This is a genomic window from Erwinia sp. LJJL01 (assembly GCF_047300805.2).
Taxonomy (GTDB): Bacteria; Pseudomonadota; Gammaproteobacteria; order Enterobacterales; family Enterobacteriaceae; genus Erwinia; species Erwinia aphidicola.
Window position 1 is genome coordinate 3,045,837 of record NZ_CP178576.1, and the last position, 17,460, is coordinate 3,063,296.

Consider the following 17,460-nt stretch of genomic DNA (forward strand, 5'->3'; position numbering starts at 1 on the left):
CCGGCTTTAAGGTTACCCCGTCGGGAGATCCAGCCTGCTGTAGCCCAGCCCGTTAATCTTCCGCACCTTGATCTGCACCGGGATGCGCTCCTTCATCGCCTCAACGTGGCTGATCACCCCGATGGTTTTGCCGCTGGCATTCAGCGCATCGAGCGCGTCGAGCGCGCTGTCGAGGGTTTCGGCGTCGAGCGTGCCGAAGCCTTCATCCAGGAACAGCGATTCGATGCGCGTTTTATGGCTCACCAGGTCGGAAAGTGCCAGCGCCAGCGCCAGGCTGACGAGGAAGCTTTCGCCACCCGATAGCGTGCGCGTATCGCGGCGCGCATCGGCCTGCCAGGTATCGACAACTTCCAGCTCCAGCGCCTCCTGCGATTTACGCTGCAGCAGATAGCGGCCGTGCAGGCGGTTGAGCTGGTTGTTTGCCAGCCATACCAGGTGATCGAGCGTCAGCCCCTGGGCAAAGCGGCGGAATTTATCACCCTCTTTAGAGCCAATCAGCTGGTTGAGGTAGCCCCAGTCTTCCAGCTGCTGCTCTCCGGCGACAATCTGCGCCAGCAGCGTTTGCTGCTGGCTGCGCTGGCGGCTGTCGTGATCTAACTGCTGGCGCAGCTGCCCCTGCTGACTGGCCAGCTCGCGCAGCTGCTGATTAAGCGTGCCGAGCTGGCTCTCCAGCAGCGCCCGTTGCGCGGGCAGGTCGTCATCATGGCCGTATTTGGCTAAGGCTTCATCTAAACGCGACTGCAGATTAATCAACTGCTCACTTAGTGATTTATGCTGTCCGGTCAGAGTATTTATCCGGTCCTGCTGCTGTTGCCACTTTTGTTGAACTTCACGTACCGCCTGCAGATGCTGTTCTGCCTCTGCGCGTAACTGCTGCTGGACGGCGGCAACCTGGCGATCGCCGAACAGCGCCTGGCGCAGCTGCTGCTGTTCGCTTAGCGTGGCCTGCTGCTGTTGAACCCGCCGATCGAGCGCGTTCAGGCGCTCCTGCTGCTGCTGTAGCTCTTCGTCCAGCGCCTGCAGGCGGCTGCTGAGCGTCGCCAGCTCCGGCACCAGCGCGGCCAGCGCGTCACTGTTGCTACGCCACTGCTGCCACTGCTGTTCGCGCAGCGTTAGCCAGCCCTGCCAGTCGCCATCCTGCGGCAGCGTCAGCCCCAGCGGCGCCAGTGCGTCGGCCAGTTCCCCGCGCAGCTGCCGGGCGCGCTGCCGATCCTGCTCCAGCTGCTGCTGCTGTTCTTGCAGGGTTTGCGCTGCCTGAGCCATTTGCTGCTGCTGCAGCTGGCTCTTCTGCTGCAAATCCTGCGCTGCCTGCTGCTGCAGCTGTAAGGCCTCTTTCTGCTGCTGGCAGTGGCGCAGCGCCTGCTCCAGCTGCTGCCACTGCTGCTGCAGGGTGACTTCTTCCTGCTCCTGCTGTGCCAGCCAGTCGCTGGCCTCCGGGTGCTGCTGCGGGCTGAAGTGAAGCGCCAGCGGCTGCGCGGCGCTTTGCCACTGCTGCTCCAGCTCTGCGGCCTGGCGCTGCAGCTCGTCGGCTTCCTGCTGCTGGCGCTCCTGCAGCAGCTGTTGCTGCTTCAGCTGCGCGGCGAGGGCGCTGCCCTTATCTTTCAGCTCGTCAACTTCGCGCTTTAACGCCTCCAGCCGCTGCTGGTTTTCGGACAGCACCAGCGCCTGATACTGCTCCACCGCCGGATGCGCAGTGGATCCGCACAGCGGGCAGGGCTGCCCCTGTTCCAGCCGCGCGCGATGCTGCTCGAGATCGGCAATCTGCTGCTCCAGCTTGCAGCGCTGATCTAAATCCTTTTGATGCTGATGCTTCTCTGCCCACTGGGTGCGCAGGGTGTGTAACTGCTCACTGCTTTGCTGGATCTGCTGCGCCAGCTGCTCTCTCTCCTGCTGCAGGCGCGTGCTGCGCGCGTGCATCTGCTGCCACAGCGGGATCAGCGTCGCCAGCCGCAGCCGCTGTGGCCGCTGCCGGGCAAACTGCGCCAGCGCGCTGCGCAGCGCGGCTTCCGGGTGCTGCTGCTGTAACGGGGCCAGCTGCTGCTCGGCCTGGGTCAGGTTGTGCTGCGCCGTGGCCAGGTTTTGCTGCTGTGGCGCCTGCTGCTGCTGCAGCTGCAAACCGGCCTGTTCCAGCTGCTGCACCTGCTGCTGCTGGGCCTGCACGCGCTGGTGTAGCGAGGTCAGTGACTGCTCACTTTCCTGCTGCTGGCGGAAGCGTTCGCGCCACAGCGGCAGATGCTCGCCGTAGTGCTCAAGCTGGGGATGCGCGCTGCGCCAGGCGTCGAGCTGCTGCTGCTGCGCCTGCTTATCCTGCTGAAGCTGCTGGTTTTTGACGCTTTCCTGCTGGCGAAGCTTAAGCGCTTGTTGGTACTCACTTCGCTCTTGCGTCAGCTGTTGCAGCTGCTGTTGCAGGCTGGCGAGCTGTAAATCGAGCGGCAATACCTGTTCGGCGATCAGCGTTTCCTGCTGCTGGCGCTGCGCCTGGTGCTGCTCCTGCGCCGCCACCGCCTGCTGCTGTTGCTGAGCGGCGGCGCTCAGGGACTGCTGCGCCTGTAACAGCTGCTCATCAAGCTGGCGGATGTTGCCCGTCAGCTGCTGTTTCTCCTGCTGTAATCGCTCCAGCTGCTGCAGCTCCTGCACCTTTTGCTGCTGCTGTTGCTGCCGGGAAGTGAGTACCTGCTCATCGGCAAGTAGCTGTGCCAGCTGGGCGTTGAGCGCCTGCTGCTGCTCTTCATTCAGCAGTGACATGCCGCCCGCCTGAGCGCGCAGCGTCTCCACGGCGACCCTGGCCTCTTTGTGGCGCTCAAACACCGCCGCAGAGAGGCGACCGTAGATCTCGGTGCCGGTCAGCTCTTCCAGCAGCTCGGCGCGCTTGTTGGCATCGGCATTGAGGAAAGCGGCGAACTGCCCCTGTGACAGCATCATCGATTTGGTAAAGCGCTCGAAGTCCAGCCCGGTCAGGCTGGCGATCATCTCCAGCTTGTCCTTCACCTTATCGGCGACAATCTGATTGTCATCACAGCGCGCCAGCTCGACGCGCGGGGCCTGTAAGTTGCCGTCGGCGGCGCCGCGCGCGCGGTTCTGGCTCCAGAAAGCGCGCCACGCCACGCCTTTGACCTCGAACTCCACTTCTGCCAGGCACTCGGCGGTATCGCGCGTCATCAGTTCATTCTGCGACTGGGTGATGCCCTTCAGGCGCGGGGTTTCGTGATACAGCGCGAGGCAGATGGCGTCGAGCAGGGTGGTTTTACCGGCGCCGGTCGGGCCGGTGATCGCGAACAGGCCGTTGCTGGCAAAGGGTTCCGCGCTGAAGTCGATTTTCCACTCGCCCTTCAGCGAGTTGAGATTTTTAAAACGCAGGGTCAGGATTTTCACTGTGGCTGCTCCTCATGGCGCACCGCTTCCAGCGTCTGCGCAAACAGCAGGCTGGCGCGCTGCAGTTTCTCCGGCTGCTCGCTTTCCAGCGCCAGGCGGCGGCTGAACACCTCCTCCACGCTCAGCTCGCTCAGGGTTTCGTTATTCTGTCGGGCGAGGGTCTGTTCGCGCTGCTCGCGGCTGCGGCGCAGCAGCACCACGTCTACCGGCAGCGCGGCGGTCAGCTCCTGAATGCGGCGCTGCAGCTCGCTGAGCCAGGAGTCGGTGACGATCTCAATATCCAGCCAGATGATTTTGCCGTCGCCAGCCTCAGGCAGCGCCGCCAGCTGCTGCTCAATCTGCTCCAGCGAGCCTTTAATCATCTGCATCGGCTGGAACAGCGGGATCGGCAGCGCTTCGGCTGAGGCGAATTTCCCGTCGATAAAGTCGACCATAAACACGCTTTTCGCCTTGCCCAGCTCGTCAAAACTGAGCGGGATCGGCGAGCCGCTGTAGCGAATATGGTCGCTGTCGGCAATGCGCTGGGCGCGGTGAATATGGCCAAGGGCGATGTAGTCGGCGGGCGGGAAGCAGTCGGCTGGAAACGCATCCAGCGTGCCGATATAGATATCGCGCACCGCATCGCTTTTGGTTACGCCCATGGTGGTCAGATGGCCGGTGGCAATAATCGGCAGCGGCAGGTCCAGCGCCGCGCGCTGGCTTAACGCTTCCAGCCAGCAGCGCTGGTAGTGTTCAGTAATCGCTTCCAGCAGGCTTTGCTGTTTCTCGCGCCCCGACTGGCCGCTCTGGCTGCGCAAGATATCGCGCGGGCGCAAAAACGGGATGGCGCACAGCAGCGCACCCGGCGATCCGTCGCGCTTATTCAGCATCAGCACCTGCTGGCGGATATCGTCGCTGGCGGCGGCGATCACCCGGGTATTCAGGCAGGCCAGCAGCTCGCGCGATTCGTTGAGCGTCGCCACCGAGTCATGATTACCGCCGAGCACGACCAGCTGGCAGCCGGTCTGCTGCAACTTCACCACAAAGCGGTTATACAGCTCGCGCGCGTAGCTCGGCGGCGAGCCGGTATCGAAAATATCCCCGGCGACAATGATCGCATCGGCCTGCTGCGCCTCCGCCTGCTCCAGCAGCCAGTCGAGAAAAGCCTGGTGCTCGGCCGCCCGGCTTTTGGTGTAGAAAAACTGGCCGAGATGCCAGTCAGCGGTGTGGAGGATGCGCATATAACGTCCTGTCAGCAGAAAAACGTGAACCCGATTATAAACAGGCTAAACCGATCGGCCTGTTTTTTTTAAATCGCGCACAATTTCAGGGGGTGCTTTTTTCATAAAAGTGTCATAAAACTGACGCATAATGGCGCCGCATATCCCCGTGAAAGCCGTCAACAGCAGCAGGAGTAATAATGCCTAAGCGCATTCTGGTCGTGGAAGATGAAGCCCCAATCCGTGAGATGTTATGTTTCGTCCTTGAACAAAATGACTACCAGCCGATCGAGGCCGAGGATTATGACAGTGCGGTCAATCTGTTGATCGAACCCTGGCCGGATTTAATTCTGCTGGACTGGATGTTACCCGGCGGTTCCGGCATCCAGTTTATTAAACACCTGAAGCGCGAAGCGATGACCCGCGATATTCCGGTGATGATGCTGACAGCCCGGGGTGAAGAGGAAGATCGCGTGCGCGGCCTGGAAGTGGGCGCTGACGACTATATTACCAAGCCGTTCTCACCGAAAGAGCTGGTGGCACGCATCAAAGCGGTGATGCGCCGCATCTCCCCGATGGCGGTGGAAGAGGTGATTGAGATGCAGGGGCTGAGCCTGGACCCGTCATCGCACCGCGTGATGTCCGATACGCAGCCGCTGGAAATGGGGCCGACCGAATATAAACTGCTGCACTTCTTTATGACGCACCCCGAGCGCGTTTACAGCCGCGAGCAGTTGCTAAACCATGTGTGGGGCACTAACGTATACGTCGAAGATCGTACCGTCGACGTCCACATTCGCCGCCTGCGTAAGGCGCTGGAACTGACCGGGCACGATCGCATGGTGCAGACGGTTCGCGGAACAGGTTATCGTTTCTCTGCACGCTACTGATCGTTCACGCTGGAGTCTGAACCGTGCTGGAACGCCTCTCCTGGAAGAGATTATTGCTGGAACTGCTGCTTGCCGGTCTGCCCGCGCTTATTCTCGGGCTGCTGGTGGGCTGGCTGCCCTGGCTGCTGTTAGTCTCAGTGCTCTGCGTGCTGGGTTTTCACTTCAACAATTTATTGCGCCTCTCCCACTGGCTGTGGGTTGACCGCAGCATGACGCCACCCAGCGGGCGCGGCAGCTGGGAGCCGCTGTTCTACGGCCTGTACCAGATGCAGGCGCGTAACCGCCGCCGCCGCCGTGAGCTTGGCCACCTGATCAAACGTTTTCGCAGCGGCGCCGAATCGCTACCGGATGCGGTGGTGCTGACCACCGAAGAGGGGACGATATTCTGGTGTAATGGCCTGGCTCAGCAGATGCTTGGCCTGCGCTGGCCGGAAGATAACGGTCAGAACATCCTTAACCTGCTGCGCTACCCGGAATTTACCCGCTATCTGCGCCAGCGCGATTTTTCCCGCCCGCTGACGCTGGTGCTTAACAGCCACCGCCACCTCGAATTCCGCGTAATGCCCTACAGCGAAGGGCAGTGGCTGCTGGTGGCGCGCGACGTCACGCAGATGCACCAGCTGGAAGGGGCGCGCCGTAACTTCTTTGCCAACGTCAGCCACGAGCTGCGCACCCCGCTGACGGTGCTGCAGGGCTACCTGGAGATGATGAACGACTCGGTGCTGGAGGGCACGCTGCGCGATAAGGCGCTGCACACCATGCAGGAGCAGACCAAACGTATGGACAGCCTGGTGAAACAGCTGCTGACGCTGTCGCGCATTGAAGCAGCGCCGGCGCTGGATCTGCAGGAAAAAGTCGACGTGCCGATGATGCTGCGCGTGCTGCAGCGCGAGGCGGAAACCCTCAGCAATGGCCGCCATGAGATCCACTTCCAAACCGACCCGCAGCTGCGCGTATACGGTAATGACGAGCAGCTGCGCAGCGCCATCTCCAACCTGGTGTATAACGCAGTGAATCACACCCCGGACGGTACGCGCATCGATATCAGCTGGCTGCGCAGCAGCCACGGCGCCGAGTTCAGGGTGAAGGATAACGGGCCGGGAATTGCCGCTGAGCACCTGCCGCGCCTGACCGAACGCTTCTACCGGGTGGATAAAGCCCGCTCAAGGCAGACCGGCGGCAGCGGGCTGGGGCTGGCGATCGTCAAACATGCGCTCAGCCACCATAATGCGCGGCTGGAGATCAGCAGCGTGCCGCATCGTGAGACCTGTTTCAGCTTTCATCTGCCGCCGAGGTTGATTGTCACTGCCGAACTGGCTGAGAATGCCCTGCGATAAGACAACCGGATCTGACGTAATGAAAAAGCGAATCGCCCTGGCACTCCTGCTGGTGGCTGCCTGCTCCCACGCCAAAGAGGGGATGCTGGCGGGCAATCTGACCAGCGTCGGCTCTGACACCCTTGGCAACCTGATGGCGCTGTGGGGCGAGAATTTTAATCGCCTCTATCCCGGGGTGAATGTGCAGATCCAGGCCGCGGGATCGTCAACGGCACCGACCGCGCTGGCGGCGGGCGCCGCCCAGCTGGGGGCGATGAGCCGCCCGATGCAGGCGGTGGAGCGCCAGCTGTTTGAAGACAGCTACGGCTACCCGCCGCTGGCCGTGCCGGTGGCGATGGATGCGCTGGTGGTGGTGGTGAATCAGGATAATCCGCTGGTCGGGCTGAACGCGCAGCAGCTGGATGCCATTTTCTCCATTACCCGCCGCTGCGGCGCGCGCTCCGAGCCGAAAACCTGGGGCGATCTGCAGCTGAATCAGCCGGGCTGGGCGCAGCGCGGGCTGCAGCGCTTTGGCCGCAACTCCGCCTCCGGCACCTGGGGTTTCTTTAAGCAGCAGGCGCTGTGCAACGGCGATTTCCGCAATGATGTCGGTGAGTACCCGGGTTCTGCTGCGGTGGTGCAGGCGGTGGCCGCTTCCCTGAACGGGATTGGCTACGCCAGCGCCGGCTTTCATATCAGCGGGGTAAAGATTGTGCCGGTGGCGCGCGAAGGTCACGACTGGATCGCGCCGAGCGCGGAGAATATTCGCAGCGGCCGCTACCCGTATGCCCGCCCGCTCTATATCTACGTGAATAAGGCGCCGGGCAAACCGCTGGAGCCGTTAACCGCCGCGTTTCTGCGTTTAGCGCTGTCGCCGCAGGGGCAGGCGCTGGTCAGCCAGGCCGGGTATCTGCCGCTGTCGGATGCACAGATGACCCAGGCCAGAGCGATGTTGGCACCCTGATTCCCCGCCTGACAGGTGAGGCATGCCTCGCCCCTACATACGCTCTGGCGTAGGGGGCAGGCATGCCTGCCCCGTTGTCATTTCCGCATAATGAATTTATTTCATGCGTGATGAAATTTCCTCGTTTGCCGTGGCAGGCCTCTCATGACACTCTTAGTGACAGACATATAGACGTCCAGAAGTCTATAAATAACTTCACGTAATTGTTACGACACTAAATTACGCGCCCGCTAAGGCGTAATCAGGAGCAAACTCATGACTCATCCTACCCATTACCGTGCTGAAGTCGTTGGCAGCTTTTTACGTCCGGCCGCCATCAAGCAGGCGCGCAAGCAGTTTGAAGCGGGTGAAATCAACGCGGCAGCGCTGCGCAGCATTGAAGATGAAGCGATCCGCCAGGTGGTGGCGCAGCAGCGTGCCAGCGGTTTGCAGGTGGTGACGGACGGCGAATTCCGCCGCGCCTGGTGGCACTTCGACTTTTTCGACGGTCTGGACGGCGTTGAGCGCTATGAGGCCGAGCAGGGGATTCAGTTTAACGGCGTGCAGACCAAGGCGCGCGGCGTAAAAGTGACCGGCAAGCTGGGCTTCAGCAACCACCCGATGCTGGAGGATTTCCGCTTCCTGAAGAGCATCAGCGGTGATGCTGTTGCCAAAATGACCATCCCAAGCCCGAGCGTGCTGCACTTCCGCGGCGGGCGCAAAATGATAGATGCGGAAGTGTATCCGACGCTGGATGCCTATTTCGACGACCTGGCGCAAACTTACCGCGATGCGATCAAGGCCTTCTACGATGCCGGTTGCCGTTATCTGCAGCTTGACGACACCGTGTGGGCTTACCTGTGCTCGGACGATCAAAAGCAGCAGATCCGCGAGCGTGGCGACGACCCGGAAGCGCTGGCGCGCACCTATGCACGCGTACTGAACCAGGCGATTGCAGGCAAGCCGGACGATCTGACCATTGGTCTGCACGTCTGCCGCGGGAATTTCCGTTCGACCTGGATCTCTGAAGGCGGCTACGAGCCGGTGGCGGAGATCCTGTTTGGCGGCGTCAATATCGATGCGTTTTTCCTTGAATATGATAATGAGCGCTCGGGGGGCTTTGAGCCGCTGCGCTTTATCAAAAAGGGCGACCAGCAGGTGGTACTGGGCCTGATCACCACTAAGACCGGCGAACTGGAAGCGGCGGAAACCGTGGAGCAGCGGATTAAGGAAGCCGCACAGTTTGTCAGCCTTGACCAGATTTGCCTGAGCCCGCAGTGCGGTTTTGCCTCGACCGAAGAGGGCAACAGCCTGACGGAAGCGCAGCAGTGGGCCAAGCTGCGCCTGGTGGTGGATATCGCTAATCGCGTCTGGTAACCCGTGCAGCAAAAAGTGTACAGGGCGCGTATTTGCGCGCCTTTTGTGCATATGAGGCGATGTTAATGCAGAAAATAAGCGCGATGGGAGTAAAAAACATACAAATCATGTAACGCCTTTTTTGCAGAAGATAAAGATATGCACTGCTTATGCAGTTTTTTGCGCTATATCATCCTGCTTTTCCGATCCCGTATTGCCTTTCTCCCCTATAAACGTTCTACTTAGCCCCGTTTTTTCGCAATCCCCTGCATACAGAGAATAACCTGCTCAGAATCGCTGCCTGTTCGAACAATAAACGGTGTAATTCACTGCATTGTTATGATCTGACGACGTTTTTAGAGCAAGCGGGGCAGATGTATTACAGCATCACGACTTTTAACATCACCACAGGCAACACGATTCTTATGACGCATCGTTTAACTTCTAAAGACATTCTGGCGCTGGGCTTTATGACTTTTGCCCTGTTTGTCGGCGCCGGAAACATTATTTTCCCGCCAATGGTCGGGATTCAGTCCGGCGAACACGTCTGGATTGCCGCCCTGGGCTTCCTGATTACCGCGGTAGGCCTGCCGGTGATCACCGTGATTGCGCTGGCGCGCGTCGGGGGCGGTATTGATGCTCTCAGCTCACCAATCGGTAAAGCTGCGGGCCTGGTGCTGGCTACCGTCTGCTACCTCGCCGTTGGCCCGCTGTTTGCCACGCCGCGTACTGCCACCGTGTCGTTTGAAGTGGGTATTGCCCCGCTGACCGGCGACGGCCCGCTGCCGCTGTTTATTTACAGCCTGATTTACTTCGTGCTGGTGATTGGCATTTCACTCTACCCGGGCAAACTGCTGGATACCGTTGGCCACGTGCTGGCACCGCTGAAAATTGTCGCGCTGGCTATCCTCGGCGTTGCGGCGCTGCTGTGGCCTGCGGGCGGTCTTGCACCGGCAACCGCTGACTACCAGCGTGCGGCGTTCTCCAGCGGTTTCGTCAATGGTTACCTGACCATGGATACCCTGGGCGCGCTGGTGTTTGGCATCGTGATTGTTAATGCTGCCCGTTCGCGCGGTATCAGCGAGGCGAAGCTGCTGACCCGCTACACGGTGATTGCTGGTCTGATTGCCGGCGTGGGCCTGACGCTGGTCTATCTGGCGCTGTTTAAACTTGGCTCAGACAGCGCGGCTATCGTCGATCAGAATGCCAATGGTGCCGCTATTCTGCATGCCTACGTGCAGCACACCTTCGGTGATATGGGCAGTTTCTTCCTTGCGGCGCTTATCTTTGTCGCCTGCATGGTCACCGCAGTTGGTCTGACCTGTGCCTGTGCTGAGTTCTTTGAGCATCATTTGCCACTCACCTATCGCCAGCTGGTGTTTATTCTTGGCTTGTTCTCGATGGTGGTATCCAACCTCGGCCTCAGCCAGCTAATCCAATTCTCAATTCCAGTGTTAACTGCGATTTATCCGCCGTGCATTGTGCTGGTACTCTTGAGCTTTACGCTGCGCTGGTGGAATAAGAGTACGAGAATTATTGCGCCAACTATGCTGGTCAGCCTGCTGTTCGGTATCGTTGATGCAATTAAAACCACCCACTTTAAAGACGTGCTTCCTGCCTTTACCCAAAATCTGCCGCTGGCCGATCAGGGTCTGGCATGGTTGCCGCCTTCACTGGTGATGCTGGTATTGGTAGCCGTGTACGATCGTATTTCTGGCCGCCAGTCAGTTACTGCGCATCAGCAATAGCGTTGTAAACTTTCCCCTTTTCCCCTTTGGAAAAGGGGAATCGACAGGTGGAAATATGACAAGTACAACACTCAAAAAGGGACTGAGTACCCGCCATATTCGTTTTATGGCTCTGGGTTCGGCTATCGGCACCGGGCTGTTTTATGGCTCGGCAGATGCCATCAAAATGGCCGGTCCCGCCGTTCTTCTTGCTTATGTTATTGGCGGTATCGCCGCGTATATTATTATGCGTGCCCTCGGCGAAATGTCGGTCAATAACCCTCAAGCCAGCTCTTTCTCTCGCTATGCACAAGACTATCTCGGTCCACTCGCCGGCTATATTACAGGCTGGACCTACTGCTTTGAAATCCTAATTGTAGCCATTGCTGATGTGACCGCATTTGGTATCTATATGGGCGTCTGGTTCCCGGATGTGCCGCACTGGATCTGGGTGCTGAGCGTGGTGCTGATTATTGGTGCTATCAATCTGGCGACGGTAAAGGTGTTTGGTGAGGTGGAGTTCTGGCTGTCGCTGTTTAAAGTGGCCACGATAATTGTGATGATCCTCGCGGGTCTTGGCATTATCTTCTGGGGCATCGGTAACGGCGGCCAGGCAACGGGTATCAGCAATCTGTGGACCAACGGCGGCTTTGTGCCCAATGGCTGGATTGGCGTGGTGCTGTCGCTGCAGGTGGTGATGTTTGCCTTCGGCGGTATTGAGATTATTGGCATTACCGCTGGCGAAGCGAAAAATCCCCAGGTGTCGATTCCGCAGGCGATCAACACCGTTCCGCTGCGCATCCTGGTGTTCTACATCGGCACGCTGTTTGTCATTATGTCGATCTATCCGTGGAACCAGGTAGGGACCAACGGCAGTCCGTTTGTGCTGACTTTCCAGCATATGGGGATTGCGGCTGCGGCAGCGATCCTCAACTTTGTGGTGATTACCGCCTCCCTGTCGGCGATTAATAGCGATGTGTTTGGCGTTGGGCGCATGCTGCATGGTATGGCGCAGCAGGGGCATGCACCGAAGATATTTTCCACCGTTTCTAACCGCGGCATTCCGTGGGTCACGGTGCTGGCAATGATGGTGGCAATGTTAATTGCGGTTTATCTCAACTATCTGATGCCGGAAAAAGTGTTCCTGGTCATCGCCTCGCTGGCTACCTTTGCCACCGTCTGGGTGTGGATTATGATCCTGTTTTCGCAGATAGGTTTCCGCCGCACGCTGACGCCGGAACAGCGCCAGCAGCTGAAGTTTACGCTGCCCGGGGGGCCGTTCACGGCGGTGGTGGGAATTATCTTCCTCGCCTTTGTGATCTGCCTGATTGGCTACTTCCCGGATACTCGCGTGTCGCTGTATGTCGGCATCGCGTGGATAGCGCTGCTGGTGATTAGCTGGCAGTGGGTGAAGCGCCGGATTCATTGATACTCTGCGGGCCGATCGCTGTTTGCGTCGGCCCTTTCTGTTTATTGCGGGTAATTTACCGGGATCGCCAGCGCAGGGTCGATATGCTGCCTGATACGCTGCAGCGTGGCCTGATACGGGCAGAGCGTACCCACTGGCGTCATCTTACAGCCGTTAAAGGTCAGTTCGGTCAGCAAAGGTGGCTGCTGAGCGCTGAGCGGCGTCAGGTTGCGGATCTGATCGAGGCTCTGGGCCTGGAACAGAACACGCAGGTAGCGCTTACCGCTGCTATTATCCTGCCAGCGCTGGAAAATCAGGCTGCCCGCCGGTGGCACGCTGCCGCGCGGGTAATCGCCCTGGGTCCAGCTGAAGTCGAGCAGGGTGCGCAGGTAGGCGATATTGACGTCGTGCGCCACAAACAGCAGCCAGCGGGTGTCAGGTGGCGCATTCTCCTGCAGCGTGACGCCGCTCTGCAACGCTTTGGCTATCTGGTCCATTAACAGTGAGCCGCCGCGCTGTGCAACATAGGGCTGATCGTTAGTGGCATCATATTTTGGCGTCTGCATCGCCATCAGTTTGCCGATCTGCGCCGCACTGGCGGCATGCCCAAAGGCCACTTCACTCAGCGGTTTATTCTCACTCCACTCCAGCCGCAGCGTTTCTGCCATCGCAGCCAGCGTATCCAGCCCGCTAATCATAATGCGGCCATCGCGGGCAAATTTAATCTCCCAGGCTTGATCAAACACCGGGCAAGGCGAACCGGCCTGACATACGGCATTTTTCAGCAGGTCTATTTCGGGTTTAAACCGCTGCTGCGCCTCAGCCAGGCTGCCGCCCAGCGCATTGAGCGCACCCTTGCGCTGCGTCTCTTCATCCAGCGTGGCATAGCCCGGGCTGTCATTCTGGAACAGCGGGTCGTTATGTTGTGCCGAGTGATGCACGCGGATACCGCAGCCGGGGAAGGCGGCGTCAGTCAGCGCCTCCGCCGTGGCCAGAGTGCGCTTGAGCGGGCTGGACCAGACGTAGACCTCTTTTGCGCTCGGGCAGCCAGCGCCCAGTAAGCCATGCTGGCGATAGCTCTCGGCCTGATACTTGCCTTTCAGCCAGGCAGCAGTGTAACCGTGCCCGGTCAGCTGGCCGTCAGCAGTCAGCCAGCTTGCCCACGCCCGACCGCTGGCCGCTTCCATCTCTTTACGGTTGCCGGCGGTCGGTGGGCGCACGCCGTGGCGGCTGACCTCCACCACCTTTTCCAGCACGTAGTGAGGTTCTGCCCCGGCGTTCAGGCTGGCGGTAAGGCAGCAGGCGGCGAGTGAGAGAGTGCGGAGGGATTTTTTCATCAGGTCATCCTTGCAGGGAACGCGCTATTCGACAGATATGATGGCAAATTTTCAGCATCAAAAGGGACATAAGAGGTGGGGAGAGAGTAAAGCACGGGCGAAAAAAAAGCCCGCCGAAGCGAGCTTTTTTTGAAAACGGCAGCAATTACAGCTTAGTTGCGTTCTCGGACAGGTACTTAGCCACACCTTCTGGAGATGCGCCCATACCTTCTTTTCCTTTTTCCCACTGAGCCGGGCACACTTCGCCGTGCTCTTCGTGGAACTGCAGCGCGTCAACCATGCGCAGCATTTCATCAACGTTACGGCCCAGTGGCAGATCGTTAACAACCTGGTGGCGAACCACACCGGCTTTGTCGATCAGGAAAGAACCACGCAGAGCAACGCCCGCATCCGGGTGCTCGATGCCGTAAGCTTTCTGGATTTCACGTTTGATGTCAGCAACCATCGCGTACTGAACTTCGCCGATGCCGCCTTTATCAACTGGCGTTTTGCGCCATGCGTTGTGCACGAACTCTGAGTCGAAGGAAACGCCGACTACTTCCACGCCGCGCTTCTGGAATTCTGCATAACGCTTGTCGAAAGCGATCAGCTCAGAAGGGCAGACGAAGGTGAAGTCCATTGGCCAAAAGAACACAACGGTGGCTTTACCAGCGGTGTGTTTTTTAAAGTTGAAGTTTTCTACGATCTCACCGTTGCCCAGCACAGCTGCGGCGGTAAAATCAGGGGCTGGACGAGTTACCAGGACCATGTTCACTCCTGTAGAAGTAAGTTGAAATAAGGGGACAAGACGCAGGCAGTATATGATCTGCGTCACAGTGCTAACCAGCGCTAAACGCCGATTATTGAGATAGGTTGTACCTATCAAAAATCTTTGAATAATAAAGCAGTTTCATACAATAACCTTTTTTACAAAAAGGGCAAGGTGTAAAACTGCGCTCGCCTGTTTACAGCGCTTTCTGCACTGCCTGCGCCATCATGCGCGGATAGAACTGCCAGAAAAACTCTTCAAGCTGTTGATAGTTATCGATGAAATCCTGGTAGCTCTCTGCCAGTGCTGCCAAACGTGGGCGACGGCTGGCCATGCCGCGCAGCACATTTTGCAGATAAGCGGCCTCCGCGTAGCGCTCCATCCAGCGCTGCTGCCATAAATAGCGGTTAAGATTCTGGAACGACTCAGGCGTGCTGGCTAATTTCGGGGCGATCACATTTCTGGCATCACGCAAAAAATCTGGCAGGGAAATTTCCGGCACCAGTTTATCCCAGTGTAATGACAGAAAATGGTCCCAGATGACATCCAGGGTAATCGGCGCGACGCGGCGGGTTTCCGTGCGGAAAAACTGGCGCGCCGCACGTACCTCCGGCAGAGAGTCGGTCATCACATCGACGCGGCGATGCATCGCGATGCCGTCAGCGATCGGTGCTGGCCACTGCGGATAGGGGTTGCCGCGAACGCAATCGGCCATCAGATTGCCCAGCAGCGAGCTGTCGGCCAGGTGGGCGAGGTGAAGGTGTGCAAGATAGTTCATGCGATGATTCTATCCCACTTTTTGCAGAGTTTACGCAGATTGTTTAGCTATGGTCAGTTTTCAGCTAGAATGTGCGCCCTGATTTCCCAGACTGTGAATGATCATGCGCGTTGCCGATTTTACCTTTGAGTTACCTGAATCTTTGATTGCCCACTACCCGCAGGCTCAGCGCAGCGGATGCCGCCTGCTGAGCCTTAACGGCCCGGACGGTGCGCTGTCGCACGGGGTTTTCACCGATTTATTGCACAAACTCAATCCAGGCGACCTGCTGGTATTTAATAATACGCGGGTGATCCCGGCGCGTATTTTTGGCCGCAAGGCCAGCGGCGGCAAGATTGAAGTGCTGATCGAACGCATGCTCGATGACACCCGCGTGCTGGCCCACGTGCGCTCCTCGAAAGCGCCGAAGCCGGGCACAGCGCTGCTGCTGGGCGACGATGAGAGCGTGCAGGCGACGATGGTGGCACGTCACGATGCGCTGTTTGAAATAGAATTTAACGATGCTCGCCCGGTGCTGGATATCCTTAACGCCATCGGCCATATGCCGCTGCCGCCGTATATTGATCGGCCGGATGAAGATGCCGACCGCGAACTGTACCAGACGGTTTACAGCCAGAAGCCGGGGGCGGTCGCTGCCCCAACCGCCGGCCTGCACTTTGATGAGCCGCTCTTGGAAGCGCTGCGTGAGAAGGGGATCGAGACGGCTTTCGTCACCCTGCACGTCGGGGCGGGGACCTTCCAGCCGGTGCGCGTCGACAGCATAAAAGATCACATCATGCATGCCGAGTATGCCGAAGTGCCGCAGGAGGTGGTTGATGCGGTGCTGGCCTGCAAGGCGCGCGGCAACAAGGTGATCGCGGTTGGCACCACCTCAGTACGCTCGCTGGAGAGCGCGGCGCAGGCGGCAGAAGACGCGCTGATTGCCCCGTTCTTCGGCGATACCAAAATCTTTATCTACCCGGGCTATCACTATCAGGTGATTGATGCGCTGGTGACCAATTTCCACCTGCCAGAATCAACGCTGATTATGCTGGTATCGGCGTTTGCCGGCTATCGCCACACCATGCATGCTTATCAGCAGGCGGTGGCAGAGCAGTACCGTTTCTTCAGCTATGGCGATGCCATGTTTATCACCCGAAATCCTGAGGCTTACGCCGAGATCCCGGGCCAGTAATCTCCCCGGACGGGACACTCCCGTCCTTTATAACCATTTGCATCGGACTGTTTATCCGGTGGAGGCAATGTGAAGTTTGAATTAGACACAACCGACGGCCGCGCGCGTCGTGGCCGCCTGGTCTTTGACCGTGGCGTGGTAGAGACCCCGGCATTTATGCCCGTGGGCACTTACGGCACCGTAAAAGGCATGACGCCGGAAGAAGTGCAGGATACCGGTGCGCAGATCATCCTCGGCAACACCTTCCATTTATGGTTGCGTCCGGGCCAGGAGATCATGAAATTGCACGGCGACCTGCACGACTTTATGCAGTGGAAAGGGCCGATCCTGACTGACTCCGGCGGCTTCCAGGTCTTCAGCCTGGGCGACATTCGTAAGATCACCGAAAAGGGCGTGCACTTCCGCAACCCGATTAACGGCGATGCGATCTTCCTCGATCCTGAAAAATCGATGGAAATTCAGTACGATCTCGGCTCTGATATCGTAATGATTTTCGATGAATGTACACCGTACCCGGCCGACTGGGATTACGCTAAGCGTTCAATGGAGATGTCGCTGCGCTGGGCGCAACGTAGCCGCGATCGCTTTGATTCCTTAGGGAATAAAAATGCCTTATTTGGCATAATCCAGGGCAGTGTTTACGAAGATTTACGAGATGTGTCAGTTAAAGGACTGGTAGAGATTGGCTTTGATGGGTACGCTGTGGGCGGCCTGGCGGTCGGTGAGCCAAAGGAAGATATGCACCGAATTCTCGAGCACGTCTGCCCGCAGCTTCCGCAGGATAAACCGCGCTATCTGATGGGCGTCGGTAAGCCACAGGATCTGGTGGAAGGCGTCCGTCGCGGTATTGATATGTTTGACTGTGTGATGCCGACGCGTAATGCGCGTAACGGCCATCTGTTTGTGACCGACGGGGTGGTAAAAATCCGCAACGCGAAGTACAAAGATGACACGTCGCCGCTGGATGCTGAGTGTGATTGCTACACCTGTCGCAATTACAGCCGTGCATACCTGTATCATCTTGATCGCTGTAACGAAATTTTGGGTGCGCGTCTGAACACCATCCACAATCTGCGTTACTATCAGCGCCTGATGGCCGGTTTACGCCAGGCTATCGAAGAAGGTAAGTTAGAGCACTTCGTGACCGAATTCTACCAACGGACGGGGCTGGCGGTTCCGCCATTGCCGTCTGATAATTAAACAATGAGGGAA

The 17,460-nt window shown here is 58.6% G+C and carries 13 protein-coding genes; 8 read left to right on the forward strand and 5 right to left on the reverse strand.

What is annotated here, in order from left to right; translation table 11 throughout:
- Positions 1–12: 12 nt before the first annotated feature.
- Both ACLI4M_RS15055 and sbcD read right to left on the reverse strand, forming a co-directional pair.
- Positions 13–3,372, reverse strand: a complete 3,360-nt coding sequence (locus ACLI4M_RS15055) for an AAA family ATPase (protein ID WP_133624300.1) — start codon at positions 3,370–3,372, stop codon at positions 13–15.
- A complete protein-coding gene (sbcD, locus tag ACLI4M_RS15060; RefSeq protein WP_133624299.1) occupies positions 3,369–4,592 on the reverse strand; it encodes an exonuclease subunit SbcD in 1,224 nt (407 codons plus the stop codon). The genes ACLI4M_RS15055 and sbcD overlap by 4 nt, the downstream gene beginning before the upstream one ends.
- A gap of 179 nt (positions 4,593–4,771) precedes the next feature.
- Between sbcD and phoB the strand changes: the two genes are divergently transcribed.
- The 6 genes from phoB to proY all read left to right on the forward strand — a co-directional run bounded on the left by phoB (position 4,772) and on the right by proY (position 12,232).
- On the forward strand, positions 4,772–5,461 hold the full coding sequence (phoB, locus tag ACLI4M_RS15065; RefSeq protein ID WP_048916973.1) for a phosphate response regulator transcription factor PhoB: 690 nt from the start codon (positions 4,772–4,774) through the stop codon (positions 5,459–5,461).
- Between the two features lie 23 nt (positions 5,462–5,484).
- Positions 5,485–6,798 (forward strand): phosphate regulon sensor histidine kinase PhoR, encoded by a 1,314-nt coding sequence (gene phoR / locus ACLI4M_RS15070; RefSeq protein WP_133624298.1) that lies wholly within the window; start codon positions 5,485–5,487, stop codon positions 6,796–6,798.
- 19 nt (positions 6,799–6,817) lie between these two features.
- Positions 6,818–7,741 (forward strand): PstS family phosphate ABC transporter substrate-binding protein, encoded by a 924-nt coding sequence (locus ACLI4M_RS15075; RefSeq protein WP_133624297.1) that lies wholly within the window; start codon positions 6,818–6,820, stop codon positions 7,739–7,741.
- A 255-nt stretch (positions 7,742–7,996) separates the two neighbouring features.
- On the forward strand, positions 7,997–9,097 hold the full coding sequence (locus ACLI4M_RS15080) for a cobalamin-independent methionine synthase II family protein (protein WP_133624296.1): 1,101 nt from the start codon (positions 7,997–7,999) through the stop codon (positions 9,095–9,097).
- 404 nt (positions 9,098–9,501) lie between these two features.
- Positions 9,502–10,824 carry a branched-chain amino acid transporter carrier protein BrnQ gene (gene brnQ, locus ACLI4M_RS15085; protein WP_133624295.1) on the forward strand — a complete coding sequence of 441 codons (1,323 nt, stop codon included), beginning with the start codon at positions 9,502–9,504 and terminating at the stop codon, positions 10,822–10,824.
- 55 nt (positions 10,825–10,879) lie between these two features.
- Complete coding sequence (gene proY / locus ACLI4M_RS15090; RefSeq protein WP_133624294.1) at positions 10,880–12,232, forward strand: proline-specific permease ProY; 1,353 nt, start codon at positions 10,880–10,882, stop codon at positions 12,230–12,232.
- Positions 12,233–12,273: 41 nt separating this feature from the next.
- On the opposite strand, the gene ACLI4M_RS15095 is transcribed toward proY, so the two are convergent.
- The 3 genes from ACLI4M_RS15095 to ACLI4M_RS15105 all read right to left on the reverse strand — a co-directional run bounded on the left by ACLI4M_RS15095 (position 12,274) and on the right by ACLI4M_RS15105 (position 15,074).
- On the reverse strand, positions 12,274–13,548 hold the full coding sequence (locus tag ACLI4M_RS15095) for a histidine-type phosphatase (RefSeq protein WP_133624293.1): 1,275 nt from the start codon (positions 13,546–13,548) through the stop codon (positions 12,274–12,276).
- Positions 13,549–13,693: 145 nt separating this feature from the next.
- The gene (locus tag ACLI4M_RS15100; RefSeq protein ID WP_048916968.1) at positions 13,694–14,296 is read right to left on the reverse strand and encodes a peroxiredoxin C; all 603 of its coding nucleotides are present in this window, start codon (positions 14,294–14,296) and stop codon (positions 13,694–13,696) included.
- A gap of 196 nt (positions 14,297–14,492) precedes the next feature.
- Positions 14,493–15,074, reverse strand: coding sequence for an ACP phosphodiesterase (locus tag ACLI4M_RS15105; RefSeq protein ID WP_133624292.1), 582 nt, complete (start codon positions 15,072–15,074; stop codon positions 14,493–14,495).
- Between the two features lie 103 nt (positions 15,075–15,177).
- On the opposite strand from ACLI4M_RS15105, the gene queA reads away from it, so the two are divergent.
- Together queA and tgt are read left to right on the forward strand one after the other, a co-directional pair.
- Positions 15,178–16,248 (forward strand): tRNA preQ1(34) S-adenosylmethionine ribosyltransferase-isomerase QueA, encoded by a 1,071-nt coding sequence (queA, locus tag ACLI4M_RS15110; protein ID WP_133624291.1) that lies wholly within the window; start codon positions 15,178–15,180, stop codon positions 16,246–16,248.
- Positions 16,249–16,317: 69 nt separating this feature from the next.
- Positions 16,318–17,448 (forward strand): tRNA guanosine(34) transglycosylase Tgt, encoded by a 1,131-nt coding sequence (gene tgt / locus ACLI4M_RS15115; protein WP_048916966.1) that lies wholly within the window; start codon positions 16,318–16,320, stop codon positions 17,446–17,448.
- Positions 17,449–17,460 lie beyond the last annotated feature (12 nt).